Source organism: Candidatus Zymogenus saltonus (genome assembly GCA_016929395.1).
GTDB classification, from domain to species: domain Bacteria; phylum Desulfobacterota; class Zymogenia; order Zymogenales; family Zymogenaceae; genus Zymogenus; species Zymogenus saltonus.
Genome location: JAFGIX010000046.1, coordinates 76,811 through 101,540 on the forward strand (window position 1 = coordinate 76,811; position 24,730 = coordinate 101,540).

At 52.3% G+C, this 24,730-nt stretch carries 24 protein-coding genes and 1 tRNA gene; 10 read left to right on the forward strand and 15 right to left on the reverse strand.

The genetic code is table 11. The features are described 5' to 3' along the window. The first annotated feature begins 94 nt into the window (after positions 1–94). Positions 95–1,759 carry a hypothetical protein gene (locus JW984_09005; protein ID MBN1573318.1) on the forward strand — a complete coding sequence of 555 codons (1,665 nt, stop codon included), beginning with the start codon at positions 95–97 and terminating at the stop codon, positions 1,757–1,759. 117 nt (positions 1,760–1,876) lie between these two features. Next, positions 1,877–2,851, forward strand: coding sequence for a hypothetical protein (locus JW984_09010; GenBank protein MBN1573319.1), 975 nt, complete (start codon positions 1,877–1,879; stop codon positions 2,849–2,851). Positions 2,852–3,118: 267 nt separating this feature from the next. Here the strand turns inward: JW984_09010 and JW984_09015 are convergent, their stop codons facing one another. After that, positions 3,119–3,829: a D-lyxose/D-mannose family sugar isomerase gene (locus tag JW984_09015; GenBank protein MBN1573320.1), complete on the reverse strand. Its 711-nt coding sequence runs from the start codon at positions 3,827–3,829 to the stop codon at positions 3,119–3,121. Between the two features lie 270 nt (positions 3,830–4,099). Here JW984_09015 and JW984_09020 point away from each other — a divergent pair, with 270 nt between their 5' ends. The 4 genes from JW984_09020 to JW984_09035 all read left to right on the forward strand — a co-directional run bounded on the left by JW984_09020 (position 4,100) and on the right by JW984_09035 (position 8,995). Then, positions 4,100–5,029 (forward strand): MoxR family ATPase, encoded by a 930-nt coding sequence (locus JW984_09020; protein ID MBN1573321.1) that lies wholly within the window; start codon positions 4,100–4,102, stop codon positions 5,027–5,029. Between the two features lie 102 nt (positions 5,030–5,131). Next, positions 5,132–6,514, forward strand: a complete 1,383-nt coding sequence (locus JW984_09025) for a VWA domain-containing protein (protein MBN1573322.1) — start codon at positions 5,132–5,134, stop codon at positions 6,512–6,514. A 77-nt stretch (positions 6,515–6,591) separates the two neighbouring features. Continuing rightward, positions 6,592–8,175, forward strand: coding sequence for an NAD(P)/FAD-dependent oxidoreductase (locus tag JW984_09030; protein ID MBN1573323.1), 1,584 nt, complete (start codon positions 6,592–6,594; stop codon positions 8,173–8,175). Between the two features lie 76 nt (positions 8,176–8,251). After that, on the forward strand, positions 8,252–8,995 hold the full coding sequence (locus tag JW984_09035) for a 1-acyl-sn-glycerol-3-phosphate acyltransferase (GenBank protein ID MBN1573324.1): 744 nt from the start codon (positions 8,252–8,254) through the stop codon (positions 8,993–8,995). Between the two features lie 145 nt (positions 8,996–9,140). Here the strand turns inward: JW984_09035 and JW984_09040 are convergent, their stop codons facing one another. Further along, positions 9,141–10,841 carry a DUF262 domain-containing protein gene (locus JW984_09040; GenBank protein ID MBN1573325.1) on the reverse strand — a complete coding sequence of 567 codons (1,701 nt, stop codon included), beginning with the start codon at positions 10,839–10,841 and terminating at the stop codon, positions 9,141–9,143. A 411-nt stretch (positions 10,842–11,252) separates the two neighbouring features. Between JW984_09040 and speB the strand changes: the two genes are divergently transcribed. Together speB and JW984_09050 are read left to right on the forward strand one after the other, a co-directional pair. Next, positions 11,253–12,029, forward strand: a complete 777-nt coding sequence (speB, locus tag JW984_09045; protein MBN1573326.1) for an agmatinase — start codon at positions 11,253–11,255, stop codon at positions 12,027–12,029. A 52-nt stretch (positions 12,030–12,081) separates the two neighbouring features. Then, the gene (locus JW984_09050) at positions 12,082–12,549 is read left to right on the forward strand and encodes a hypothetical protein (protein MBN1573327.1); all 468 of its coding nucleotides are present in this window, start codon (positions 12,082–12,084) and stop codon (positions 12,547–12,549) included. A gap of 49 nt (positions 12,550–12,598) precedes the next feature. On the opposite strand, the gene JW984_09055 is transcribed toward JW984_09050, so the two are convergent. The 10 genes from JW984_09055 to JW984_09100 all read right to left on the reverse strand — a co-directional run bounded on the left by JW984_09055 (position 12,599) and on the right by JW984_09100 (position 22,285). Then, entirely contained in the window at positions 12,599–12,829 is a 231-nt protein-coding gene (locus JW984_09055; protein ID MBN1573328.1) for a PQQ-like beta-propeller repeat protein, read from the reverse strand. A gap of 53 nt (positions 12,830–12,882) precedes the next feature. Continuing rightward, positions 12,883–13,350 (reverse strand): hypothetical protein, encoded by a 468-nt coding sequence (locus tag JW984_09060; protein MBN1573329.1) that lies wholly within the window; start codon positions 13,348–13,350, stop codon positions 12,883–12,885. A gap of 2 nt (positions 13,351–13,352) precedes the next feature. Then, positions 13,353–14,141 carry a zinc ribbon domain-containing protein gene (locus tag JW984_09065; GenBank protein MBN1573330.1) on the reverse strand — a complete coding sequence of 263 codons (789 nt, stop codon included), beginning with the start codon at positions 14,139–14,141 and terminating at the stop codon, positions 13,353–13,355. Positions 14,142–14,445: 304 nt separating this feature from the next. Beyond that, entirely contained in the window at positions 14,446–14,940 is a 495-nt protein-coding gene (locus JW984_09070; protein MBN1573331.1) for a dual specificity protein phosphatase family protein, read from the reverse strand. A 328-nt stretch (positions 14,941–15,268) separates the two neighbouring features. Beyond that, positions 15,269–16,531, reverse strand: coding sequence for a 3-isopropylmalate dehydratase large subunit (locus tag JW984_09075; protein MBN1573332.1), 1,263 nt, complete (start codon positions 16,529–16,531; stop codon positions 15,269–15,271). Between the two features lie 7 nt (positions 16,532–16,538). Further along, the gene (aspS, locus tag JW984_09080; GenBank protein MBN1573333.1) at positions 16,539–18,344 is read right to left on the reverse strand and encodes an aspartate--tRNA ligase; all 1,806 of its coding nucleotides are present in this window, start codon (positions 18,342–18,344) and stop codon (positions 16,539–16,541) included. Between the two features lie 302 nt (positions 18,345–18,646). Continuing rightward, on the reverse strand, positions 18,647–19,546 hold the full coding sequence (locus JW984_09085) for a PHP domain-containing protein (GenBank protein MBN1573334.1): 900 nt from the start codon (positions 19,544–19,546) through the stop codon (positions 18,647–18,649). Between the two features lie 239 nt (positions 19,547–19,785). Beyond that, positions 19,786–20,694 carry a M48 family metalloprotease gene (locus JW984_09090; GenBank protein ID MBN1573335.1) on the reverse strand — a complete coding sequence of 303 codons (909 nt, stop codon included), beginning with the start codon at positions 20,692–20,694 and terminating at the stop codon, positions 19,786–19,788. Beyond that, on the reverse strand, positions 20,691–21,230 hold the full coding sequence (locus tag JW984_09095; protein ID MBN1573336.1) for an SH3 domain-containing protein: 540 nt from the start codon (positions 21,228–21,230) through the stop codon (positions 20,691–20,693). The genes JW984_09090 and JW984_09095 overlap by 4 nt, the downstream gene beginning before the upstream one ends. 119 nt (positions 21,231–21,349) lie before the next feature. Beyond that, positions 21,350–22,285, reverse strand: coding sequence for a 50S ribosomal protein L11 methyltransferase (locus JW984_09100; GenBank protein MBN1573337.1), 936 nt, complete (start codon positions 22,283–22,285; stop codon positions 21,350–21,352). A 125-nt stretch (positions 22,286–22,410) separates the two neighbouring features. On the opposite strand from JW984_09100, the gene JW984_09105 reads away from it, so the two are divergent. Beyond that, positions 22,411–22,486: transfer RNA gene (locus JW984_09105), tRNA-Phe, on the forward strand. A gap of 63 nt (positions 22,487–22,549) precedes the next feature. On the opposite strand, the gene JW984_09110 is transcribed toward JW984_09105, so the two are convergent. From JW984_09110 to JW984_09120, 3 genes are read right to left on the reverse strand one after another with little or no spacing between them, the layout of a single operon-like run. After that, positions 22,550–23,284 (reverse strand): hypothetical protein, encoded by a 735-nt coding sequence (locus JW984_09110; protein ID MBN1573338.1) that lies wholly within the window; start codon positions 23,282–23,284, stop codon positions 22,550–22,552. Then, complete coding sequence (locus JW984_09115) at positions 23,281–23,772, reverse strand: hypothetical protein (protein MBN1573339.1); 492 nt, start codon at positions 23,770–23,772, stop codon at positions 23,281–23,283. Before JW984_09115 ends, JW984_09110 begins: the two co-directional genes overlap by 4 nt. A gap of 54 nt (positions 23,773–23,826) precedes the next feature. Then, positions 23,827–24,132 carry a hypothetical protein gene (locus tag JW984_09120; GenBank protein ID MBN1573340.1) on the reverse strand — a complete coding sequence of 102 codons (306 nt, stop codon included), beginning with the start codon at positions 24,130–24,132 and terminating at the stop codon, positions 23,827–23,829. 217 nt (positions 24,133–24,349) lie between these two features. On the opposite strand from JW984_09120, the gene JW984_09125 reads away from it, so the two are divergent. Continuing rightward, positions 24,350–24,700 (forward strand): MarR family transcriptional regulator, encoded by a 351-nt coding sequence (locus JW984_09125; protein MBN1573341.1) that lies wholly within the window; start codon positions 24,350–24,352, stop codon positions 24,698–24,700. Positions 24,701–24,730 lie beyond the last annotated feature (30 nt).

Genomic DNA, 24,730 nt, shown 5'->3' on the forward strand with positions numbered 1-24,730 from the left:
CGGGGGAGACCCTTTATTTTGAGCTGATGGAACGGGCGGGAGATTTGTATTCCCGCGTCGTTAGGTTTATCCAAACATTATAGGTTAAGACGGTATGGCAAAGAGGCTATTTCTCTCCTTTTTGGTATTAATCGGGATCGCCCTTTCGGCCCTAATCCTGTTCAGGCTGTTGAGGCCAGAAAAACCGACTTACACCATAACCGAGGTGGAGCGGGTATTCCCCGGGGGGGAGACGATATTCGTCGAGTCCCGGGGGCTTAGGGACGCCTGGAACCTTTTCAAGGGATCCGACTACTACAGGGAAAGGGGATACGCCTCCCTCCTTACCTTGCCCGTGCTGGACGAGTTCTCCCGTGAGATCGGGGGGGTGGAGGGGGATATAGGGAGGGACATAAGCTTCGATATAGTCATGTATCTCATGGGGCTTGAGTCCGCCGTTGGATTTTACATGGATGAAACCGATAAAGAAAGACTCGACTACCTAGTTGTCTCCAGGGTCTACCCGGAGATACTCTTCATGGAGCGGCTGGCGACCTTCTTTGCGGGGGAGCGATATGTCACGGAGTCGAAGTATCGGGGGCTTAAGGTTAAGGAGATAGTTATAGACAGTGATGGGGAGGAGAGCCGGGACATCCATAAGATCGTATACACGATTAACGGCGACCTGCTGATCCTCGCGGATAAAGAAGAGCTTTTCTACATCGCCGCGGACCGACACCTTGAAGGCAAGCGGGGGGGACTTTGCGAGGACGAGAGATTTATTTCGGCGAGGGGAAAGGTGGATAATCTTGAAAGGCCTTGTATCTTCGGATTTGTCGACTCCAAGGAGATGAGAGAGACACCGGTCGCCTCGAAGGTGCTTTCCGAGATCGAGAGCAATCTTTCGTTCGACCTCCTTCTCTTCGGCGCCCGCATTGATGAAACAGGCGGAGATGATTTAAATGCCGGTGAAATAGTGGTTGAGCTGGAGACGAGGGGGGGCAATAATCGGGGAATCGGCAAATCGAGGGCCGGTTTTTTCTCTGGTGGCCTCCCAAAACCCGAAATCACGGAAGACGAGCTGGTACTGGTTAAGGTGCATGACTTGTCGATCCTTCCGGAAGGTGTGTTTAAGGGGTCTTTTCCCTCAAAGGGGATTATGCTCTCCGCTCTATCTGACTTGGTATTTGACGGTTTTGCTGCGGCCGTGGTTGAAGGCGACGGAAACTGTCCCGGCCTTGTCGCCTGGGGCAAGTCCCCGCCGGGTGCGATAAAGGTCATCAGCAAGGTGTCCGAGAAGAACGGATGGGCAATAATCGAAAGCAAGACCGGAGATCCGAAGTTTTACTCGATCGTGGAGACTGGAACATTGGGGCCGGAGCTTCTGGTCTTTACCTTTTACAACAAAATGCTCTTTGTCGGGAGCAGCGCCGATACGCTTAAGGCGCTTATTGAGAGGATGGAGGAGGGAAGGAGCGTCAGGTTGTCCCTTAAGGAGGCGATCTTGTCGAAGTTCAGGGAGAGGGAACGGGGGATTACCTTAACGGCTAGGCCGGGTCCCATATGGGAGTCGATGAAGACTTGTCCTTCCGCCTTCAAGGAGCTTTCGGCGCGCCTTTACCCGTCATCGGAGGATGACATGTCGGTCTTGAAGAGGTTTGGCTTCATCGAGGGGCTTTATCCCGTGGGAGAGGTCGAGGCCAGGCTTTTCGGCGTCGATAAAGGGATCAGGGCCGAGATCACCGTTAGGATTGACGGCAATACAAAAAATGAGCGATAAGGAGCGGTATTTAGGGGATACGGTAATCGGGGGATTCAGCGTCTCCCGGGCCGGGGGCAAAAAAGCAATCGGTTTTAAAAAAGCGATTTGCATCTCAAAAATAATCGGCGGTGTGTTATGACAAAAGAAACGACTCACAAGGTTACGGAAAAGAAAAGAAGCAAGGGCGGTGAGCGGGCGATCCGCTACATAATGATTCTGGGCGGGATTATCCTCGCCTTCGGGCTTGTCTCTTTCTTTTTCGAACACATCTTCAGCTGGTGGTTTTTCTTTTCCGTAATCCTCACGGTACTCTCCCTCGGGGGATTTTTCTGGGGGAACAGGCTGCAGCGCGGGGATGGGAAAGAAGAGGAGGGGGAGAGCGGCAAATCGCCCGTATTCGGCGGGTTCGTCCTCCTTGCCGGCGCCGTCCTCATGGGCCTCGATGTCATGTCCATAAACAAGATGTTCGGCGCGCCCCTTCCCGGCTTCTCATACATCATCTTGATCGCCACCGCAGTCTACTTCACGCTCTCCTACTTCTACGATAACAGGCTTATACTGGTGGTGGCTTTGCTCTCGCTTTTCGCCTACCTTGCCAGCGTGGGCGGGGGGTTCTGGGCGTGGCTCCCTTTCATCAAGGGCGGGGTAAGGAGCCACCTCTACATCGCAATAGCGAGCCCGATTGTCATATTGGTCGGCCTCCTCCACGACCAGCTTTTCGGTCGGTTTGGAGAGAGACTCAAGAGATACGAGCACTTCGACAGGATATACTACTTCATCGGCTTCTTTTTCATGAACAGCTCATTTTGGATGCTCTCCCTTTTCGGCAGGGACCCGAAGCTGTGGCCCTCTCCGCCGGAGGGATCGAGGGAGATACTCCTCTTTACGATACTCTTCTTCATGGTGAACATCGGGACGGTAGTCTTCGGGGCGTTAAAAAAGGACAGGACGTTTATAACGTTGGGCGCCATTTTTCTCACCATCAACTTTTTTACCCGCTTTGCCTCCGTCTTGAAAATAGAGGTCGGGAGGTCGGCGACGTTTATCATCGCGGGCGTGGTCCTCCTGGCGCTGGGGTTGTTTCTCGAGTGGCTTCTCAAGAAGAAGTGAACGTCCGGGGCTGGCTGTCCCTCACTTTCGGTCAAGAGTCACGGGTCCTTCGTCAATCTTGAGATGATATTTGAACAATTGGGCGGATAGGATCACTGTGGATTATATCGGCGCTGCAGGTAAAGGTGTGCAGAGGTTGCCTCCCCCCGCGGGGTGAAGAAAGGGGAGGGCGGTTTTCCAAGTCTTTGGAGCGCACCGAAGCGGATCGCTATTCAGTCCGGAAACCGAAATCGGACCACCTTTGTGAATCAAAACCGGCGACTCCCCCTAATCCAGAAACCTCTTCAGCTCGTGACATAGGAGATACAGCGGCTCCTCATCCTCCTCGATCTCGGTGAAGCGGGGGATGTGGACGTAGAAGAAGTTGTCCGTCTCGTCATCGTTCACCCTCGACACTTCACCCACAAGCACATCGCCCCCCTCGGCCCAGAAGGAGTGGTAGAGATATGGGGGCAGCGTGATGCTCTCCCCGGGATTGAGCTTAATTATCTCCCCGGCTTCGCACGGTGTCTCGACGCCGTCTCTCGATATGGTAAAGCCCTCTTCGGAATACGACCTTCCGTCCTCCCCCGCCATGTGGAGCGTAAAACAGAGGGTCTTCCCGCTCCTGTTGATGATGTCCTCCATCTTGGATCTATGGTAGTGGGTGGGGCAGGTCTGCCCCTCTCGCATGTGGATTATCTTCTCGCAATATGTTTTCAAAGACGTTTTTAAGGACGGTCTTTCCTCCCCTCCTAGGCCCTCGTTCGGCGCGCCGTTCCTCAAGGTAAAAAGTAGTATCCCGGTCTTTACGAAGTCACCCAGGTTGAAGTCGGTGACGTCCCAGCCGAGACGAGCCTCGATTATGCCCTGTGCCCTTTCGCGCATCGCCTTCCACTCATTAGGCCTCGTCCATGCGAAGGGGGGGAGGTTGAAGTTCTCCCTCTTGAAAAAGTCGATACTCTCCCTCAGTATCGAGTTGATCTCGGAGCGTTTCATCCGGCAGTCCTTTCATTTTTTTCGGTATTATACAACAAAAGGGGGCGAAAAAACGATTTTTAACGACTTTTTTCCTTCGATCTCAAGAAAATATATATGTTCGGCCCGTGTTCAGGGGATTTTAGGCCCCTCCTTAAGACCCATTTTTTCCGATTTCTCTTGACTGGAGCGCCTTTTATTTATTAATATGTTTTTTAGGGAAGTTGCACTCTGTTTATCATCTAATTGGGGGGCACGATTATCTTTAAAAGCCCCCTGGAGGGAATATCCATGTCAAACTTGAAGTCGATAGAAGATGTAATCGAAAGCTTTAAGGGTGAGCTTTACATCGTCGACAGGGATGTGGCGACGGTCGTCTATATCTCGATAATGATGGGAAAGCCGATACTGGTTGAGGGGCCGGCGGGCGTCGGCAAGACGGAGCTGGGAAAGGTGCTGGCGAAGTCCCAGGGACTAGAGCTTATCAGGCTCCAGTGTTACGAGGGGCTGGACGAGGCAAAGGCCCTTTACGAGTGGGAGTACGCAAAGCAGCTCCTCTACACCCAGATACTCAAGGAGAAGATCGGGGAGGTCTTGTCCGGCACGAAGACGCTCTCCGACGCGGTTGAGAGGATAGGGATGGAGGAGGACGCCTTCTTTTCCACGAAGTTCATCCTCCCCAGGCCCCTTCTCAAGTCGATCATGAGCGAAAAGCAGGTTGTGCTTCTGGTGGACGAGATAGACAAGGCGGATCCGGAGTTCGAGGCCTTTCTCCTCGAGATACTCTCCGACTTTCAGGTGAGCATCCCGGAGATCGGGACGATCAAATCGAACCACATCCCCCAGGTGATACTCACGAGCAATAACACAAGGGATATGTCCGACGCCCTCAAAAGGCGCTGCCTCCACCTCTACATGGACTTTCCGTCAAAGGAGAGGGAGGAGGAGATAATTATGCTCAAGGTCCCCGGGATTACCGAGAAGCTCGCCGACCAGGTGGTCAAGACGGTTCGGGCGGTGAGGGACCTCGACGTCAAGAAGCTCCCCTCCATATCGGAGACCCTCGACTGGGCGAAGGCGCTTTTGCTTCTTAACATCAAGACGCTGGACGCCGGGACAATCGAGTCGTCTTTGAACTTCATCCTGAAGTATCAGTCCGATATAGAGATGGCGAAAAAGAACATGAAGATGATTTTAGAGTCGCCCGGGATCGTGAATTGATCCTGTTTTTGGTCGTCCCGGTTATTGCGCACTTGAATTTGGAGGGAAGTGATTTTTTTGGTGTCAAGATAGGGGAATACCGTATTCCTTGAGGGGGAGTAAATGAAATCCGCAATCCTCGATTTCATAGAGGGGCTCAAGTTCCGCGGGGCGAGGGTATCGATCTCGGAGTCGATGGACGCGCTCACAGGCGTCTCCGTGGTAGGCACAGACGACAGGGGCGCATTCAAGGCGGCGCTCCGCGCGACCCTCGTTAAGGACGGCAGGGATATCCCGGCCTTCGAGGAGCTGTTTGAGGCCTATTTCTCCCCCATGTCGATAATCGAGGCGGCCAGATTAGAAATGAGCCCCGTGGAGGAGAGGCTCCAGCAGCTGATGGACGAGCTGGTCAACGGCAAGTTCACCGACCAGTTCAAGGGGATGATCCAGGGCGACATCGCCTCTATGATGGAGATGGTGCTTGCTTCCGCAGAGGAGGCGGGTCTCTCCGACATCCGCTACCAGATCCAGACCGGCTACTTCTACTCGAGGATATTGACCCGGATGGGGGGATTCGGCCTCGACCGCCAGCTCGACGAGCTGATAGACCTCCTGGCGGAGAAAGGTGCGATGGGGGACGGGATAGAGGGGGATGATATAAGGGCGATTTTCGAGGAGCGGATGGAGGCGATGAGGGAGCTGATAAGGGACCTCATAAAAAGGGAGGAGCGAAAACACAGGGGCGAGAAGAGGGAGACCGACCTGCCTAACGGCCTCGGCGATAGGAGCTTCTCGGAGCTCACCGAAAAAGAGATCGAGGAGATGCGCGATAGCATAAAGGAGATGGTCAAGAAGATCAAGGACGCCCTGTCCTTGAGGGACCGCCACAGGCGCCGGGGGAGGTTCGATATAAAGAAGACGCTGAGGATCGCCCAGCAGTACGGGGGCGTCCCCATAAGGGTTTTTTTTAAGAAGAAGAAAAAGAACAAGGGCCAGATCATCACGCTGTGCGACGTATCCCGCTCGGTCTGGAACGCGTCGAGGTTCATGCTCAACCTCCTCTACTCCCTCCAGGACCAGTTCGACCGCGTCCGCTCCTTCGTCTTCGTTTCCGACCTCGGCGAGGTGACCGACGTCTTCAACCGCTATGAGATAAACGAGGCGATAGGAAAGCTAGTCTACGAGGCGGGGATCAACTTCTACAGCTACACCGACTACGGAGATGTCCTCCTCAGGTTCTACAACGACTATCTCGACATCGTGAACAGGAGGACCACGGTCATCATAATCGGGGACGCCAGGAACAACTACATGGCGCACAACTCCTGGGTTCTGGACAAGATAAAGGGGAAGGCGAGGAAGGTCTACTGGCTCAACAACGAGCCTGAGTCCTGGTGGGGAAGCGGAGACTCCGACATGCCGGAGTTTCTCCCCTACGTCTCGGAGGCGAGGGAGTGCAGGAACCTGAAGCAGCTCTCCAGGTTCATCAGGGATCTGGTCGAGTAGGGCAGGGCCAATATTTCGGAAAATTTCGATATTCAAGCCTGGGCTTTTCAAAATTTCAATTTATTTCGGGGAAGTAGATGGCGAAAAAGATCAAGCTCGCAAAGGACGGCATAAAGTCGAATTATTCGGGGGGGGACGACTACGATCTGATCATCATAGGCGCCGGCGTGACCGGCCTGACTGCGGGCCTGATGTGGCTCAAGAACACCGATGGGAAGAAGACCCTGATCGTTGAGAAGAACGGCTACCCGGGGGGCTACGTTACGGCGTATCAGCGGGGCGACTACGTCTTCGAGACTACCCAGCTCTTTCCGGACGTCATCGATATCCTCGAATACCTCGATATCGACCTGAAGCTGAGGAAATTCAAGGGGACGTATATGAGGAGCCTCGTCGTTCACGGCGACGACGTGGACGAGTACCGCATCCCCGTTGGGGCCGAGAGCTTCGCAAGGTACCTGATGAGCATCTTTCCGGAGGACGCCCACAAGGTCGAAAGGTTCATCGACTACTCCACTGACCTCTTTGCCCAGGTGAGAAAGCTCAAGGCCTTTCCCCGCATAACGGACATGATCGCGATCCCCTTTGCGGCCCCGAAGGTTGTGGCAAACCTCAACCGGTCCTACGCCGACCTCCTTGACAAGATCGGCATCATAAATCCGAAGCTGAGGGAGGTCTTGGAAACCTTCAACGCCTTCTCCGGAATCCCTCCCGACAAGACATCTTCGATAATCTCGACGGGCGCGATGCTGGCGTCTATGACCAACTCCTTCAGGACGGTCGGCTACTTCGACGAGTTTCCGGCCCTGATGAGCCGCCTCTTCCAGGAGCGGGGAGGCGAGATCAGGCTCTCGTCTCCGGTGGAGAAGATTGAGGTGGTGGACGGAAAAGTCGTGGGGATCAGGGTAAAGGGGGACGACACAATTATCAGGGCGGGGAGTGTGGTCACCACGATCGACCCGATGGTGGCGATGAGAGGACTTGTTGGGGACGAGTTTCTCCCGAAGAAGTACGTGAAGCGCCTCGAAAACACCCTCATGTCCCCCTCATCCTTCAACGTGGCGCTGGGCCTCGACGACGGCGTAGACCTCAAGGAGCTCGACCTCGATTACCCCTTCAACGTCATTTCCACCGGGCTCGGCTCCATGGAGAGGCTCTACGAGGGCTTTCTCGCCGGGGAAAACGCCTTTTCGGAGGACTGTTACCACGCCGCGGTCGTCTGCCCCTCACTGACCACCGGCGCGAAGAACACTATCACCATCAACGTCATCCCCTTTCCCATGGGAAAGTGGAGCGAGTGGCGCAAGAACGACAGGAAGAGGTACGTCGAGGAAAAGGAGAAGATGGGAGACTTCTTCATCAAGATAGTGGAGAAGCACTTCATCCCGGAGCTCTCCAAATGCATCGTCGAGAAGGATATATCGACCCCGGCTACCTACGCCCGCTACAGCGGCTCCCCCACCGGGAGCATCTTCGATATGGCGACCACCGTGGACCAGTTCGGTCCGAAGCGGCTGCCGATGAAAACCCCGATCAGGAATCTCTACCAGCCGAAGTTCGCCTACGGAATTTTCGGCGGCATGATGAACGGCCTTCAGGTGGTTGACCTTATCCTTGACAGGGCCGTCAACGACGGAAACTCCCTGTTGAATCCGAGATAATTAAAAGAATTTGACTATGAAGCTAACAAATTATATTGGAAAGGCCAAAAAACTCAAGAACTGTCGAGGTTGAAAAATGAAAAAAGTCCTTCAAATTATCTATCAGCCTTACAAGTGGCTCGTGTATTTTCCGTTCCTTATCATATCCACCCTCTTTTTCGGCTCCATCGCCGTGGTTCTCATTACGTTGTCGGTCAACGATAAATTCGTCAGCATTCTGTGCGGTGTCGTCTGGTCCAGGCTCAACAGCTACATGACGCCGATGTTCGTGAGGGTGATCGGAAAAGAGAATATCGACAAAAAACAGTCCTACGTGATCGTATCAAACCATCAGAGCCATTTCGACGTCTTCGTCCTCTACGGCTGGATCGGCATAGACTTCAAGTGGGTGATGAAGCAGGAGCTGAGAAAGGTTCCCGTCTTCGGCCTTGCCTGCGATAAGGTCGGATTTATCTTTATAGACAGGTCGAACAAGAAGGCCGCCCTGGCGTCGTTGGAGGCGGCGAAGGAGAAGATAGTCGACGGCACGTCGGTCGTGTTCTTCCCCGAGGGGACAAGGAGCACAACGGGGGAGCTGATGGAGTTCAAGAAAGGGGCGTTCAGGATGGCCCTTGACCTCGAGCTCCCGGTGCTTCCGTTGACGATAATAGGAACCAAGAACATCCTCCCGAACAGGACGCTTAACCTCCTCCCAGGCAGGACGAAGATGATAGTCCACAAGCCTATCGACACTCGCAAATATTCGATCAAGACCATCGACAAGCTGATGTCGAAGGTCAAGGCGGTGATCCAGTCCGGCCTCGACAAGTACGGCGGATAACGCCGGTCGCCGCGGTCGGGTCTTGGTTTAAGTCGGCAGTCCATTTATTGATTGAAGGCGTGGTGTCTTTATAGGGTTGGGGGGAAGTAAGGACTGCCTGGAAGTGGGACGGCCTCGCAGGTTTAAGGGGAATCGGCTGAAAAAATTAAATCCGCCACAGGCCGTTTTCTTCCACAATATCGAAGAGCTCCCTCGACCTCTCCTCGATCGTTTTAAACGTCCACGATCCTTTGTCGTACCTCTCGTTGAGAACCCTCGTTATGGAGAACTCGCACTCCTTGTAGTGTCTCTCCATCTTCTTTTCGTTGAACGGCTTGCTGGAGTATTTCAGGTACCAGTCGCCCCGGATGGGCGTCAGGTTGCCGATCCTGTTCAGGTACTCCCGGTGGAGCATCGAGACCTCCTCATCCCCCTTGCCCGAGTTGGAGAGGGCCGACCGCCAACCGTTTGTAAGCCGCTTCGGCATGATATGCTCGGTCTGGACGTCCTTCAGATCGGCGGGTTTCTTAAACTCCCCGGGATTTGAGAGCTTAAAGAGGATATATTTTGTCCTCGAATCGTTCGGATTGAAGGGGCTCGATATGAATCTCTCCCTGAACGCCTCTTCATCCACGCCGTTTTCCGCCATCTCCCGCTTGAGCGCCTCCCTTATATAGTTTCTATATTCAGACGGCTTCTTCTCGGAGAGCTCCACGGTGAGATTGTTGAAGAACCTGTCGAGGTTCCCGGAATAACGGCGGCAGACCCCCCACCTTATGAAGAACGACTCTGTGTCGTTCAATATCCCTATTATATCCTCTTCCGGTATCTCTTTTCCCTCGGCGTTGTAGCGGGTAAAGACCTTCATCAGAAGGGGATAGCACGGGGCGACCTTGATCTGCTTTAGATTTACAAGCAGCGCGTTTATAACGCTCGACTCGAAGTTTGCATCGACGATCTTTTTGTAGACGGCCGCCTTTTCGTTCAGCCAGGCCGCGAAGTCGGAAACCGCCTTCGGCTCCTCGCTCTCAAGAAGCTGCCTGATCTTCTCGTATACCCTCGTCTCCGAGACCTTCCCGCGGTACTCGGAGAGGATCGACCTCCTGAGAAAGGAGACCGGCTCGATCTCCCTCACCTTCTCGTACATGTCGTTCCACATGACTATTGTTTTATCGAAGATGTCTCTCTCCCCGGAGACCTTCATCAGGATGAAGTTTTTTATAAGGTCGACCGACGAGAGCTCGAGCCCCCTGTCGTTCAGCGTCTCGAAAAGCCTGAAGGCGTTGAGATGGCTGAAGACGTTTATATGGACGACCGATATCTTGTTTAAGAGCTTCGTGTATATCTCTTCCGGCTTCGAGTACTTTATGGTCTCTTCCTTGAAAAAGGCGTAACATTTATCCAGGAGCTTGTCGGAATCGGGGACCGGCTCCCCCTCCAGAATCCGGCGGAAGATATCGTTGTCGTGGTGGCCCAGCCTTAGCTTCGGGACCTTGTCGAAGTCCTCTTCGTGCATCAGATCGATGAAAAAGTAGTTGGCGATGAAGTCCGACACCCTGTTGCTCCCCTTCTCGAGGAAGATGTCCCTAAGGGCGGAGAGCCAGATGAGGATCGTCGCCATTCTCTGCTGCCCGTCGACGATCTGGAAGTAGTTGATGTTGAGGTCCTGCCGGCTGTCCGGGACGACGACCATCGATCCCAAAAAGTGAACGTCGTTCGGCGAGAGGTTGGTCAGGTCGTCGAAAAGCTCCTGCCACTGCTCGTCGTTCCAGACGTATGGCCTCTGATATATCGGGACGCTGTACGCCTTGCTGTTGTCGGCCAGAAGCTGCAGTATCGTGATCTCGTTGGCGTCTAAAAACTTCATTTTTGCCTCTCGTTTTGCGGTCGAGATGCGACCAATCCTTGAAAAAGGAACGGCATTAGCCCTGAAACCGAAGCCTCCTCCAGATAGTAAATCGGGCCTCCAACTGAAGTATAACTTATAATATAATTATAATCAAGTAATTTAATTTATAGTTAAGTAATTAAAATAGTTGTATTTTAAATTTTAAATTATGTAATATGTTGATATTTTAAAAATAGTATGTAAAATGGTGGGTGTGATTTAGAGAAATTGATTTGGGGCGGAAGGCTATTGTAATAAAAGGAGTTGGAGACGTTTTTCAAAAGCCGGTATATTGGGGGGAAGCTTGTGAAGGATATCGAAAAGAAGCTTAAGGTCGGAGACTTTCTGGTGGCCCTTTTGGGTCTTCCCCACGACAAAAACTCGTCCTTTATGAGGGGGGCGGCCTCGGCGCCGAAGGAGATCAGGAGGGCCCTCTTCTCCGACGCCACAACCCTCATGACGGAGAGCGGGGTAGACCTCGGCCGAGAGGGAGCGATGGGGGATTTGGGCGATCTCTCCTTTCGCAGGAGGGAGGATATTAGGGAGACAATCGAGAAGATCGGCGGCGCCGTGTCCGCAATCAACGAACGGGGCAAAAAACCTATCTTTTTAGGCGGCGACCACTTCGTGACCTATCCGGTCATAAGGGCGCTCGGTAAAAAAATCGACGCTCTTACGATTGTTCACCTCGACGCCCACGCCGACATCTACGACTCCTACGGCGGAAACATCTACTCCCACGCTTCTCCCTTCGCCAGGATTATGGAGGAGCGGCTTGCCTCCCGCCTGATAACTATCGGCGTTCGGACGATGAACGACCACCAGAGGGAGCAGGTTAAGCGCTTCGGGGTCGAGGTTGTCAGGATATCCGAGATCGGGGAGGCTGGTGGCGTTTCAAAATTGGATCGGCTCGACCTCGGCGGGAGGCCGGTGTATGTCTCGTTCGACATGGACGTCCTGGACCCCGCCTTTGCCCCCGGCGTCTCCCACCACGAGCCGGGCGGCATGACGACAAGGCAGGCGATCGACCTCATCGACTCGATTGACGCCGAGATAGTGGGCGCCGACGTCGTGGAGCTGAACCCGAGGCGGGACGGATCGGGGATTACGGCCGCCGCGGCGGCCAAGATCGTAAAGGAGATAGCGGGAGTGATGATCGGGGAATAATTTTTTTGAATAACGGGAAGTTTTGATTTTATAAGATAGGGGGGATTCAATTATGAAGAAAATTGCCATTGTGCTTCTGCTGTTTCTGCCGGCGGTCTTGATCGCGGCCGAGCCGGAGGAGAAGATATGTTCTCCATTCCATCAAAAGCTTGAAAAAATCGAACATCTGGAACTAACCGTCAGCCCCGCTAAATTTGAGTTTGACGGCAAGGCCTACGAAGGCTGCGAGATCGTCTTCAAGTCGAAGTGGTCGTTGATGAAGGAGGGATCCAGTCCAATGAACGAAACGTATCCCGAAGAGGGGGGCGCCCTGTACAACGCCGGGTGGAGGGTGGACGAAAATTTCTCGGCGGACGGCCCCAGCTCGTCCTACTATATCCTCAGAAACGGCTGGAAGGTCTGCATTGTCGAGTGGAGTTACGAGGCCTATTTCGATGAAAAGACCGGGGATTACGTTACGGGGGACGACATCGTCTGCAATGTGAAGTGCGGGACAGAGAGGGATTTGCGGGGAAAATAGTGTTATTAGATGTGAAAAAGGCTGAGGGAACCTCTTTAACCGTTTCTCTTTACTCCAGTGCGTAGAGATAACCGTCGTCGCTTCCGAAATAGACGACGCCGTCCACCACCGCGGGGGAGGAATCTATATTACTTACAGTCATGAATTTCCATTTTCCCTCCCCTGTATTCGCATCCACGGCATAGAGATGTTTATTCCTGCTCCCGAAGTAAACCACACCGTCTGCTACTGTGGGAGAGGAATTAATCAAACTACCTATATGGAACTTCCATTTTAACAAGCCCTTGGGAAGGTGTTTTTTTCTTTATGCTCGCTTTTTACTTTTATCGTTTTTTATTCAAAATTTTCTTCTATTATAACCGCTTCTGGTATAATCCCCAAGGCCACCGCCCACGACTCCACCGCCCAGCTTGACGCCTCTTCGGAGAGGCCGGTGTTATCCGCCAGCCTCTCCGCCAGCTCGGGAATCAGGGCTTCAATAGGGCCCTTTCCAACTTTCGACATAAGAATACTCGGCATTTCATCATTCAGGGCGTGAATAAGTATATTAAGTTCTTTTCGGTATTTGCCGAGGTCTTTCGCAATAAGCTCTTCACACCTGCCTCGATCTTCGATTATCTGAATTCCATAGTACCTGATGATCTCTTTGAGCCTCTCGCGTGGGAAGTCCCTGAGCTTATTGGTAGAGATAGGGTCCGTTTCCTCTACAAGCTCACTTCCGCAGTGGCCGCAGTGCTTCGCTTCCGGGTCTTCTTCAACCTGCCCATATCTGGGGCAATCTGGATTATCGCATTTTCTCATTATTACAAAGAATTCAATAAAATAAAAAATATAAATATGATAATATATATGATCACACCAGCTATAAGTAATCCTTTTATATTAAATCTTTTATAAACTGGTTCATCACTCACTTCGGTTTTAGCGGTCGAGTTTTTCCGTTCTTTCTTTTTATCAGTATTTTCCCGTAATGAATCTTTAGTAGCCAAGGTTGTGCTCTTCAATTTCTCTTTTTCTTCCTTCTCCCACGCTTCAATCCACTTTGGAACATTGCTCGTGGATACATGCTCTTTGCCCGATACAGCTTCTTCTTTCACGGGTTTATCTGCATCAACCTTATCTTTTTGATCGTGACCTCTCTCTTTTGCTTCTTCGGTTATCCCCAAGGCGAAAGTCCAGGACTCCACCGCCCAGCGCGCCCCCTCTTCAATCAAGGAATGATCGTATACCAACAGGTCTGTATAATATGATGCCAGTTCACTGTCAAGCATGTATTCCTTTGATGACAGAATCTCCGCGGTTATCCCCTCCCTCAGTGTGAGCACAAGAATATTGATTTCTCTTTGATAACCGCCAAGAGAACCCCTAACAATTTGTTCAAGTCTTTGTTGATTATTGACTACCGAGGTTCCATACTTCTTGATGATCTCTTTGAGCTTTTGACGGGGGAAGTCATCGAATTGCTCAGGAGGAGGTGGGTTCTTCTCTTTTTCCATCAGCTCGGTACCGCAGTGGCCGCAGTATTTGGCATCGGGGTCTTTTTCAACGTGCCCGTATTCGGGACATTTCGGATTTCTGCATACTTTCAACATTATGATTTCCCAAATATTTTATCTGTCCAAACCATAAAGCCATAAAGATATTCTAACTGGTCTCCCGAATATATCTGATCACAAATCTCAGGAGTGAGGTATGCTTAAATGGATAAAATCCAACCATGTAACGTGGCTTAAAAAAATCCGACCATTTCTATTTGTATAACATCTTATAAATGGAATTGCAACAGATAATAGCAATTCAAGTTTAATGTTGCCTTCTGATTACTTTTTCTATTTTTAAAAGTATTTGGGAAAAAGGAAATAAGGAATCGTTCTGCTCGTTTGATCGGGGGGCCCCTCAGTCCTTCGAGTACCTGTGCCAGGAGCGGCGCAGGAACCGCTTTATGCCACGGCTCGGCTTGTAGCCCGGATAGACCTTCTTGAAGACGTACTCCGCCTCGCCCAGGTTTGTGTCCTTGAACTTATCGGTGAATGAGCCGAGGTAAAGGAGTCCGATAGCAGGGCCCCGGGACGTCCCGTTGGTGCAGTGGATCAGGACCTTGAGCCCGCTTTCGAGGCTCTCGTTTATGAACTCGAGGGTGGTTTCCAGAAGGTCGTCCGGGATGTCGTCCGGATCTTGATCCTGGGCGAGATTCAGGAAGAGGCGGTTATCCCGCCTGGCGACCTTCCAGTCTGGGTAGTGCTTGGCGAACTCGCCGTCGCCGTATTCGTTCAGCTCCAGATGATACGGCTCCCGGGATGCGTGTACGACCGCCCAGCCGTTGTGGTGTTTTACGATGGTTTCGTAATCGGTGTCTGTACCGATAAAGAGGTGGTGGAAGATCTCTATCATAGTCGGGTTATTGTAGTAATTAGATAATAATTATACCGTTCTGTGGTTCAAAAATCAAGGGGAATGAGAGGTCTGATTCACTATGGTAGTTAAAAAAGAGCAGGGAATGGTAGACGTCCGTTAGGGATCTCTTTCCTACAGTTGTGTAAGGCGTAGTTTTTAACTGATTTTCAAGGACTTGAATTGTCGATATTAAAGACGAGAACCCGCCGCAGGACGAAGGTTATGTTTCAATAAAATCTGTCTTTGTGGTGGGGTTTTCGATTGGACGGCCTGATAGAGGGTGAATTGTCGCGGCTTGAGGGCAGGGGTAAGGGATTACATATTCCTACATATACCTTCTAGGGTCGGCTATCTTTCCCTCGACGGCGGTCGCGGCGGCGGTTGCGGGTGACGCCAGGTAGATGAAGGATTTCGGGTTTCCCATTCTCCCCTCGAAGTTGCGGTTCTGCGTTGATAAGCAGACCTCCCCGTCGCCGAGGACGCCCTCGTGAACGCCCACGCACGGACCGCAGCCCGGGGCCATTACGGCGGCCCCTGCGTCGTTGAAGACCGAGATCAGCCCCTCGTTTAGGGCGTTTGTAAAGACCTCACGGGAGGCGGGAACAACGATGAGCCTCAAGCCTGGGGCCTTCTTTTTCCCCTTCAATATGGACGCCGCGATCCTCAGGTCTTCGATCCTCCCGTTGGTGCAGGAGCCTATAAAGACCTGATCTACCTTGATGTCGCTTTTAGCCTTAACCTCCTCAATGGTCTTCGTGTTGTCTACGGTGTGGGGAAACGATATTGTGGGGGAGATTTCTCCGGCATTGACATTCACCACCCCGGCGTACTGGGCGTCCGGGTCGGGGGAGAGCTCCCTGTAGCAATCCTCCCTTCCCCTCGATTTGAGGTACTCTCTCGTTATATTGTCCGATCCGACAAGCCCGACCTTGGCCCCGGCCTCGACCGCCATGTTGGCAAGCGTCAGTCTCCCCGCCATCTCCATTTCGTCTATCGTCTCTCCGCCGAACTCAAGGGCCATGTAGGTGGCGCCGTCCGCCCCTATCTTCCCGATTATGTGAAGGATCAGGTCTTTAGGGTAGACGCCCCTCTGGAGCCTTCCGGTCACCTCTATCCGCATCGTCTCCGGTACCCTAAGCCAGGTCTTTCCTCTTGCCATCCCCACGCCAACGTCTGTGGATCCCATCCCTGTGGCGAAGGCGGATAGCCCCCCCGCCGTCACCGTGTGGGAGTCTGCCCCGATCACTATATCGCCCGGGCAGGCGTATTTTTCCGCCATTATCTGGTGGCAGACGCCGTCGCCTACATCGGAGACGGTCGCCCCCGACTCTTTTGCGAAGTCGCGGATGAAGATGTGGTCGTTGGAGAGCTCCCTCCTGGGGCTGGGGGCGGCGTGGTCGATGAAGAATATCGCCTCCCGGGGAAGCCTCATCTTTCCCTCCTTCAGCTCTTTTATACTCCTGATGGCCAGCGGGCCGGTGCCGTCCTGGGCAAGGGCGAGGTCGACATCCACAACGATTATCTCCCCGGGCCTGACTCTTTTCTTGACCTTTAGGCCCAATATTTTTTCCGCCAGCGTCTCTCCCATATCAATACTATCCATCCTGTTTGGGCTTTTGAGCCGCGATGCTCAGCTTGAGCCCCAGTTCCGTAAGCTGTTTTTTATCGACGCCTGTCGGGGCACCGGTCATCAGGCAAGTCGCCCTCTGGGTCTTCGGGAACGCGATCACATCCCTGATGTTTTCTGCGCCGCATAGGAGCATGACGAGCCTGTCGAAGCCGAGGGCGATCCCGCCGTGGGGGGGCGCGCCGTAGGAGAGCGCCTCCATCAGAAAGCCGAACTTCTCCTCGGCCTCCTCATCCCCTATACCGAGGGACTTGAAGACGTCCCTCTGCAAGTTAGGATTGCTGATCCTGATGCTTCCGCCGCCGATCTCGTTTCCGTTGAGGACAATGTCATAGGCTTTGGCCCTGACGCCCTTCGGATCGCCGTTTGCCTTTATGTCTAACTTATCCATATCCTCATCGAGGGGAGAGGTAAAGGGGTGGTGCATCGAGACGTATCTTTTCTCCTCTTTCGAATACTCGAACATCGGAAACTCGACGACCCAGAGGAAGTTGAAGGCCTTGTCATCGATGAGGTCAAACCGCCTTCCCATCTTAAGCCTGAGGTCGGAGAGGACGGCGTCTGCTATATCGGGGTCGTCGGCCACGAAGAAGATTGTTGAGCCGATCTTCGCTCCCGTTCTCTCCTCCACTGCCTTTATCGACCCCGGGGCGAAGAACTTCGCTATGGGGGACTGCCACCCGTTTTCGGTGACCCTTGCCCAGGCGAGACCTCCGGCCCCCCTGTCCTGGGCGAACCCGACCGTGTCGTCGAGCTCCTTCCTTGTGAGGGAGGCGCTTTCCGGAACCATCAACGCCTTTATGACGCCACCGGAGATGACCGCCTCCGAAAAGACCTTGAGCCCCGCATCTTCGAGAATGTCGGTGAGGTCATTGAGCTCGAGGCCGAAGCGGGTGTCCGGCTTGTCGGTGCCGTATTTGTCCCTCGCCTCCTTGTAGGTCATCCTCGGAAAGGGGGAGCTGATCTTTATGCCGAGGATGTCGTCAAAGAGGTTTGCCATCAACCCCTCGGTCATCGATATTATTCCGTCAACGGTAACAAAGCTCATCTCGATGTCTATCTGGGTAAACTCCGGCTGCCGGTCCGCCCTCAGGTCCTCGTCCCTGAAGCACTTCACTATCTGGAAGTAGCGGTCGTAGCCCGCCACCATCAGAATCTGCTTGAAGAGCTGGGGGGACTGGGGCAGGGCGTAAAAATTGCCAGGATTTACCCTGCTCGGCACGAGATAGTCCCTGGCCCCCTCGGGGGTGCTCTTGGTAAGGAAAGGCGTCTCCACCTCTATGAATCCCTCGTTTGAGAGGTGGTTCCTGACGCTCATGGCGGCCTTGTGACGAGCCATGATGTTCTTCTGCATCTCCGGCCGCCTGAGGTCGAGATAGCGGTATTTGAGCCTCAGGTTTTCCGTTACGGAGGCGTACTCGTCGATAAGAAAGGGGGGCACGGCCGCCTCGTTGTATATTATAAGCTCGTCCACAAGAACCTCGACGTCCCCGGTCGGGAGGTTCGGGTTTATCATCCCCTCCGGCCTCTCTCTGACCTTGCCCCGGATTCCGATAACGAACTCGTTTCTGAGCCTGTGGGCCGACTTGTGGGTGTCCGGGTCGTGATCCGGGTTGAAAACGACCTGCGCTATCCCCTCCCTGTCCCTGAGGTCGATAAAGATTACGCCGCCGTGGTCCCGCCGCCGGTGCACCCAGCCCTTGAGAACCACTTCGGCCCCGATGTCCTTGTTTCTTATCTCTCCACAATAGGAGGTGCTCTCGAGTTTCAAAATCTCCCCTTTCGCGGTTTTATTGAAGAATAAAACCACTTATTTTACAATACCATTTGGAATTGTCAACGGAAATATCAATCAATCACGGTATGGCAATCACGATATGACAATCGGTTATGAGGAAGGGGTATCGAGGAAATCACCGCGTCCTTTTGATTGAACATGGTTTAAAAACTGCTAAAAGGGCTCGATCTGCCAGGCCTATCCCGATCCCCTCCATTGAGATTGTGTCAAAGATAGAAATGTCGTCACGTCTTGGCTGGATTTAGATCTCCGATGGTTGAATAGGTCAATAATGCCGTCTATTTTCTTTTGCCAGTTTCCAACCCTCTGCCCTCTACTTTTTTCCCGGTGACCATTTTTTCGTGGGCGGCCTTCAGCTTCTCCGCCAGATCGTCCGGGATTTTCAGGTCGCCCTTGCCCACGCCGAGCCTTATGTTCGGCTTGTTTTCCCCGTGAAAGTCGGTGCCGCCGGTGACGAGGAGACCCAGCTCTTCGGCAAGCTCGATATAGCCTTCTGTTTCCGCCTTGGTGTGGCTGAAATAGTAGCACTCCATCCCCATAAGGCCGTAGTCCATAAGTTCGATGATGAGCTTTTTGAGATCACCGTGGTCTGAAACGCCCAGGGTCTTCGGGTGGGCGATGACGGGAATGCCGCCGGCCGTCAGTATCAGCTCGATCGATTTCTCCGGGGAGAGCCTCTCTTTGTTTACGTAACAGGGGCCGCCTTTTTTTATATATTTATCGAAGACCTCGTTGATGGACGAGGCGAATCCCTTCTTTATCATCGTCCTGGCAAAGTGCGGCCGTCCCACCTGGCCCCCGCCGGCCTCGTTGACTACATCCTCCATCGTTATCGAAATCCCTGCTTCGTTCAGGAGCTTTATCATCTTCGGATTTCTGAGCCGTCTCGATCGTTTAAGGAAATCGAGGACCTCGATCATCCGGTCGTTGTTTTCGTCGATGAAATACCCTAGGATGTGCATGGTGCCCTGATCCGAGTATTCGGCGCTTATCTCGATGCCCTGGATGAAAAAAACGCCTCTCTTTTCGGCTTCGGTTCTGGCTATCGCTACGCCGTCGGTGGTGTCGTGATCCGTGACCGAAATGGCGCTTATCCCGATCTCATGGGCGTGTCGGATCAACTGTTCGGGGGTTAAGGTTCCGTCGGATGCGGTGGTATGGGTGTGAAGGTCTATCAATTTATGGTCTCTTTCTCCGCTTTTAGATTAGAAAAGCTTTCGATACCCCCTGATGCATTTATAACTTCTAAAATCTGGGAAACAAAACAATATATCTTTAAAATCAGATTGTCAAGACCTTGTTCAAAAACGCCTTGGCTATATCCGTCGTTCCTTCCGTTACGTTGACCGCCTTTCCCTCCCCCCCTTATTCATTCTCCCACTGACCGCCTTTCCCCTGCTGCCCGTCATCTGTGCGTTTAGCGATCGTCCCCGTGGTAATCGATATAGTATCTGAAATACTCGGTTACTATGGGAGTCACATTCTCGCTGTAGCGCTCCTTTAAGAGGACACCCTTTGCACTGTCGGTTTCTCGTCTCGAAATGATGTTCTTTGCCCTTTCGATCCTGTTCTCGGCTTCGGGATGGGTCGAAAAGAGGAGTTTTACCGTTCTGATCCTTGCGTTTTCGTCGTTTGGGGAGGCGCCCTTATCCTTGATCTTCTCAAGGAAGCTCAAAAGGGCGTTCGGATCGTATCCGGCCTTGGATGTGTAGATAAGGGAGAGCCTGTCCGCCTGATACTCATCGATACGGGAATATCCTCTGAAGAGCAGCTCGGTCCCGTGGGAGGTGGCCCTGTTGAATATTTCGGGGTCGGTGTTCAGGTAGTTGCCGACGACCTTTCCGCCCACGTTCAAGAACTTCTTCTTTTCTATCTCCTTTATTATGTGTCTTTTAGAAACGTGGCCGACCTCGTGGGCCAGAACCGCCGCAAGCTCCGCCTCGTTGTCTATGATTTCGAGGGCGCCCATGGTAATGAAGACGTATCCGCCCGGGCAGGAGAACGCGTTTATGATGTCGGTGTCCAAAACGGCAAAGGAGTAGTGAAGATTCGGCCTGTCCGATTTCCTTGCGACGGTGTTTCCAACGAGGCTTACGTACCGGGTAAGCTCCATGTCCCTAAAAACGCCGTAGCGCCCCGCGACGTTTGCGGCTATAGATCTGCCGATCCTTATCTCCTCCGCCTCGGTTATCGGCAGGATGTCGGGCACGGCGGTAATTGCGGCGTTTATCAAGTCGTTGACGCTGGGCTGGTGCAGGGGAATGCAGGATACCTGAAGCAGGGTAAGGATCAGGATAATCGAAGCAACCCCTATCTTCGGCTTCATCTATTGAGACCCCCGGCATTGATGAAATTCTGTATCTCGTAGTCGGGAATAACGATCGATTCCATGAAACCCACCGATTCGAAATCCTTATAATAGCCTCCTGATCCGTCGCTTTCGTCGATCCCTCTCCCCCCCGCCGATGCGGTGATGGAGCCGTCGCCGCTTCCCTTAAAACCGTGCTTCAGCCTGTCGAGTACGCTCTCGTTTGTTCTGTTTGGAGTCTCGGTGATATATACGGGATATTTTTCGGAATCGTGACTGTTTAGAACCACCCGGTTGATCCACCCCTGTGTGCCGTCCACCTTCTCGACCTGGAACCAGTCCCCCCTCCAGTATATTACTATGAGGGGATCGCTTCTCGTTATCTTGCACAATATCCTGTATTCGGTCCCCGGGCCGCTCAAGAGATAGGCATCGGGCGTTCTGATGTAGATGTAATCGTCCCTCTGGGCATGCGCCTGCGGAGTGATTACCGCCGTTGCAATCACCGCTAAAAGGAAAAAAGCGAAAACTGAGATGAATAAATTTCTTTTCATATCACCCTCCTCCCCTTCATAAATATAAGTATGAGCTAATAAATAAGCTTTTTCCATATCTCAACAATATCTTAACAACATATTTTATTACGTTTCAACAATTCTTTCAAGGTTTTTGTTTATAGTGTTCGGCTCTCAACCGTGACAGCGCTCCACTCCTTAAGAGAGTCTTTCGTCGTTGAAAAGCGTTTTTCGTCCCTGAAAATGTTGAGAATCTCATCCGCCTCTCCCTTAAGGAATCCAGAAAGCACGAGGTATCCGCCGGGATTTGTCAGGGCCAAGAGGAAGGCGGCGAGCCTTCTGATCGTCTCACCGGTTATATTTGCCACGACAAGGTCGAATCTCTCCCCAAGGACATCGGTCTCAATTCCCGCCTTGTCCCCGAAGGTCTCGTGCCTTATCTGGACTATATCCTGAACGCCGTTTCTGATGACGTTATCCACGGCCGAGTTTACCGCCTCCTCGTCGGAATCGACGGCGAGGACCCGACCGGCTCCAAGGAGCGCGCCGGCAACGGCAAGTATCCCGGAGCCTGTCCCGACGTCGAGGACGGAATCGATCTTTGCAGTCGAAAATACCCTCTCCATCGCAATAAGAGAAAGCCTCGTTGTCTCGTGGGTTCCGGTGCCGAAGGCCGCCCCCGGAAGTATCTTGATTACTATCTCCCCCTCCCGCGCGAGGTAATCCTCCCAGGGCGGCGACACGACTATCCGATCCGTTACCCTCCTGGTTTCGAAGAAGCGCTGATACTCATACTTCCACCCGTCCCCTATCTCCTCCACCTCGTATCGAAGCACCGCCTTTTCGCCCCAGATAGAGGTCAGCTCCGAGAGGTATTCCTCCAATCTCTTCAGCTTCTCTTCGGCCTCCCCTTTTTCGAGATATATCGAGGCGGATTCTCCAAGCCACTCCTCACCCTTCCCCTTGCTCTCCTCCACGATCCCGCCCGGTGAGAGGGTGAGGAGAAAATCGTTAAGGGCCTCCCTGGCGTTTTCAACCACCTTGACCGAGACCGCGATGAGGGTGCTGTCCTTCATGGGACAAGTATAATACATTTTGTATTCAGGACAAGGAGAAAGTGGAGACGGACAGATATGTAAGGGAGTCTTTTATTTTACGCCAAAAACAAAAATGTCTTGACAAAATATCCCATTTAAATTATTATTCTTCTTTCAGACGTGCCGCGGTAGCTCAGTCGGTAGAGCATCGGACTGAAAATCCGAGTGTCCCCAGTTCGATTCTGGGCTGCGGCACCAGTAATTTCAAGGGGGGTCGATGATGTCGGCCCTCCTTTTTAATATCTGTCTAATTTATTCTCACTAAGAGCCCCATATCATATCACAGAAGAGAGGATATATTTGTCTCAATTCAGAGAGCACTAGTCCCCGCAGAACGGACAATTCCTCCTCAGTAATGGGATCGACTTCAGGAATATAACGCCCTTTTACTCCCAGGTCAAAGCCCGTATTGTTCCTAATATCCTCGACCGAGTAGCCCGGAAGGGTTGCATCAAGGACGACCGCTCCACTATCTACGTCATATTTCAGCTGGGCCATTGGTGTAACTATGTGCGAAAGCATACCTCTTCGCCAGGGTACCGTCTCATCTTTGGCCGTTGCATTGATAAAATCGACTCTGGGCACGAACAGCCTGGTATCGTGTGTAAGTGTGAAGAGTATGATCCTTTTTGCCATCATGCCGAGCATATTCGAGCCTGCGCCCCCGGGCAGCCTGAGCTTCGGGTTTTCGTAATCACCCACAACCGAGAGATTTATATTTCCAAGCCGGTCAATCTGTATCCCGCTGAGAAAAAACAGGTCCAGCATGCCGCGGTGCGCCAGGCCGAAGAACTCGTGTAAGCCATCCGTAATCCTCAGCTTGGGATCTCCATATATCATGCATAGGATATTTTTCGCGTGTCTGTTTTTCGCAAGGAGGACGCCGGCGGCGGGGATGGGCGATAGAGTCCCCGTCGCCACGACCTCGCCGTCGTTCACCAGACGGGATATTATAACGATCATCCTTTCAAATGGATGAATTTCTGTACCGCTCATCTAATACCTCCTGCATTAACAATTTGCATATATTCTTCGTGGTCTTTTGGTTCCAATACATATTTTTTTAGATAAGCCTCGAATGTTTTTTCCGTTTTCGAAGCTTCCATATATTCATTCAAGTGCTTCAGGTCAAGTCCATATCTGTCCCGGCACGATGTTGGATGAGCGCCGTTGAGGGCGTGAACAACGGCGTCGATATGTATCGCGGAGACATAAACGCCGAACTTGCCAGCCACTACATCTTTTTCGTCAACAAGTTCTTCCACAACGGCGATCGTCTTTTTCGCGGCCGTGGCCAGAAGTCTGTCGTTGCGAAAGCTGTCCGTAACAACGGCGCCGGATCGAGCCCCTTTAAAGGCGTGGATAACGGCCACATCCGGCACGATGGGCGGGACGACGGCATATTCATTGCCGCTGTAAGGATCTTTTATGACCTTGATGTCCCGGCGTATCTTCATGTAGTCGGAGTTCAGCAAACCGATCACCGGGGTGAAAGGAAGTCCGTTGGCTCCAGCCTGGAGCGCAAGGAGCAGGGCCGGTCAGATGGTTTCAAGGAGCCGGAGCTTCCCCTCCTGGGCTTTTTTCCTGAAATTGGGGGCAAGCCCGAGCTCATCCATAACTATTTGAGGAAATTGCACGGTTGAGACACAGCCCGCGCCGATGAGTAAATCCACCACGTATCCCCCGGTCAGGACGGAAGTCAGGGTCAAATCTTTAATCCCGTTTTTTATCACCTCACGGATTACCGGCATAGGATTCATCTCCATGCCGCTGCCGACGCCCACATGCATCCCTGATCTGATCATCTTCGCTGCCTCGGCGGCAGTTTTTACCTTATTGATCATTTTACATACCTCGCTCCTGCTTTTTTATTTTTTCCGCTTTAAGCTCTTTATTTACTATTTTACATTAATACTTTAGGGTAATCTATTTGTTTATTTAATTTAGACGCATGTTATTTCTGCTATAAAACTTGGGAATTTTGATTGACATAAAAAGGGGCTGGTACATATTTAGTTCATATTAACTAAATTGGTAAGCGCATTGGACAGGAAAAAACAAATGGTCGAATTAATAGAGGACCTAACCATACTCCTCGGCGAGAGCCACGTCCCTTTTATGAACATGATACTGGAAAAGAGACTCACCGCAAAACAGATAGATTACTTAAGCACGATTACAAGACTCGGTAATCCCAGACTTGGCGATCTTGCACGGGAATTGGGGCTGAGCAGCCCCTCTATCACTGCGATTATAAAGAGATTTGTCGATCTTGGATTCGTTGAAAAAACGCCCTCGGAAGACGACAAGAGATCGTTTAGGGTTCGGCTTACCGAGAAAGGAAGAGAATTGGAAAAAATGCATCAGCAATCTCATATGGAGATGGCAGAAACGCTGATCAAAAATCTGTAAGATACTGAAGTCGATCAATTGATGAGTCTT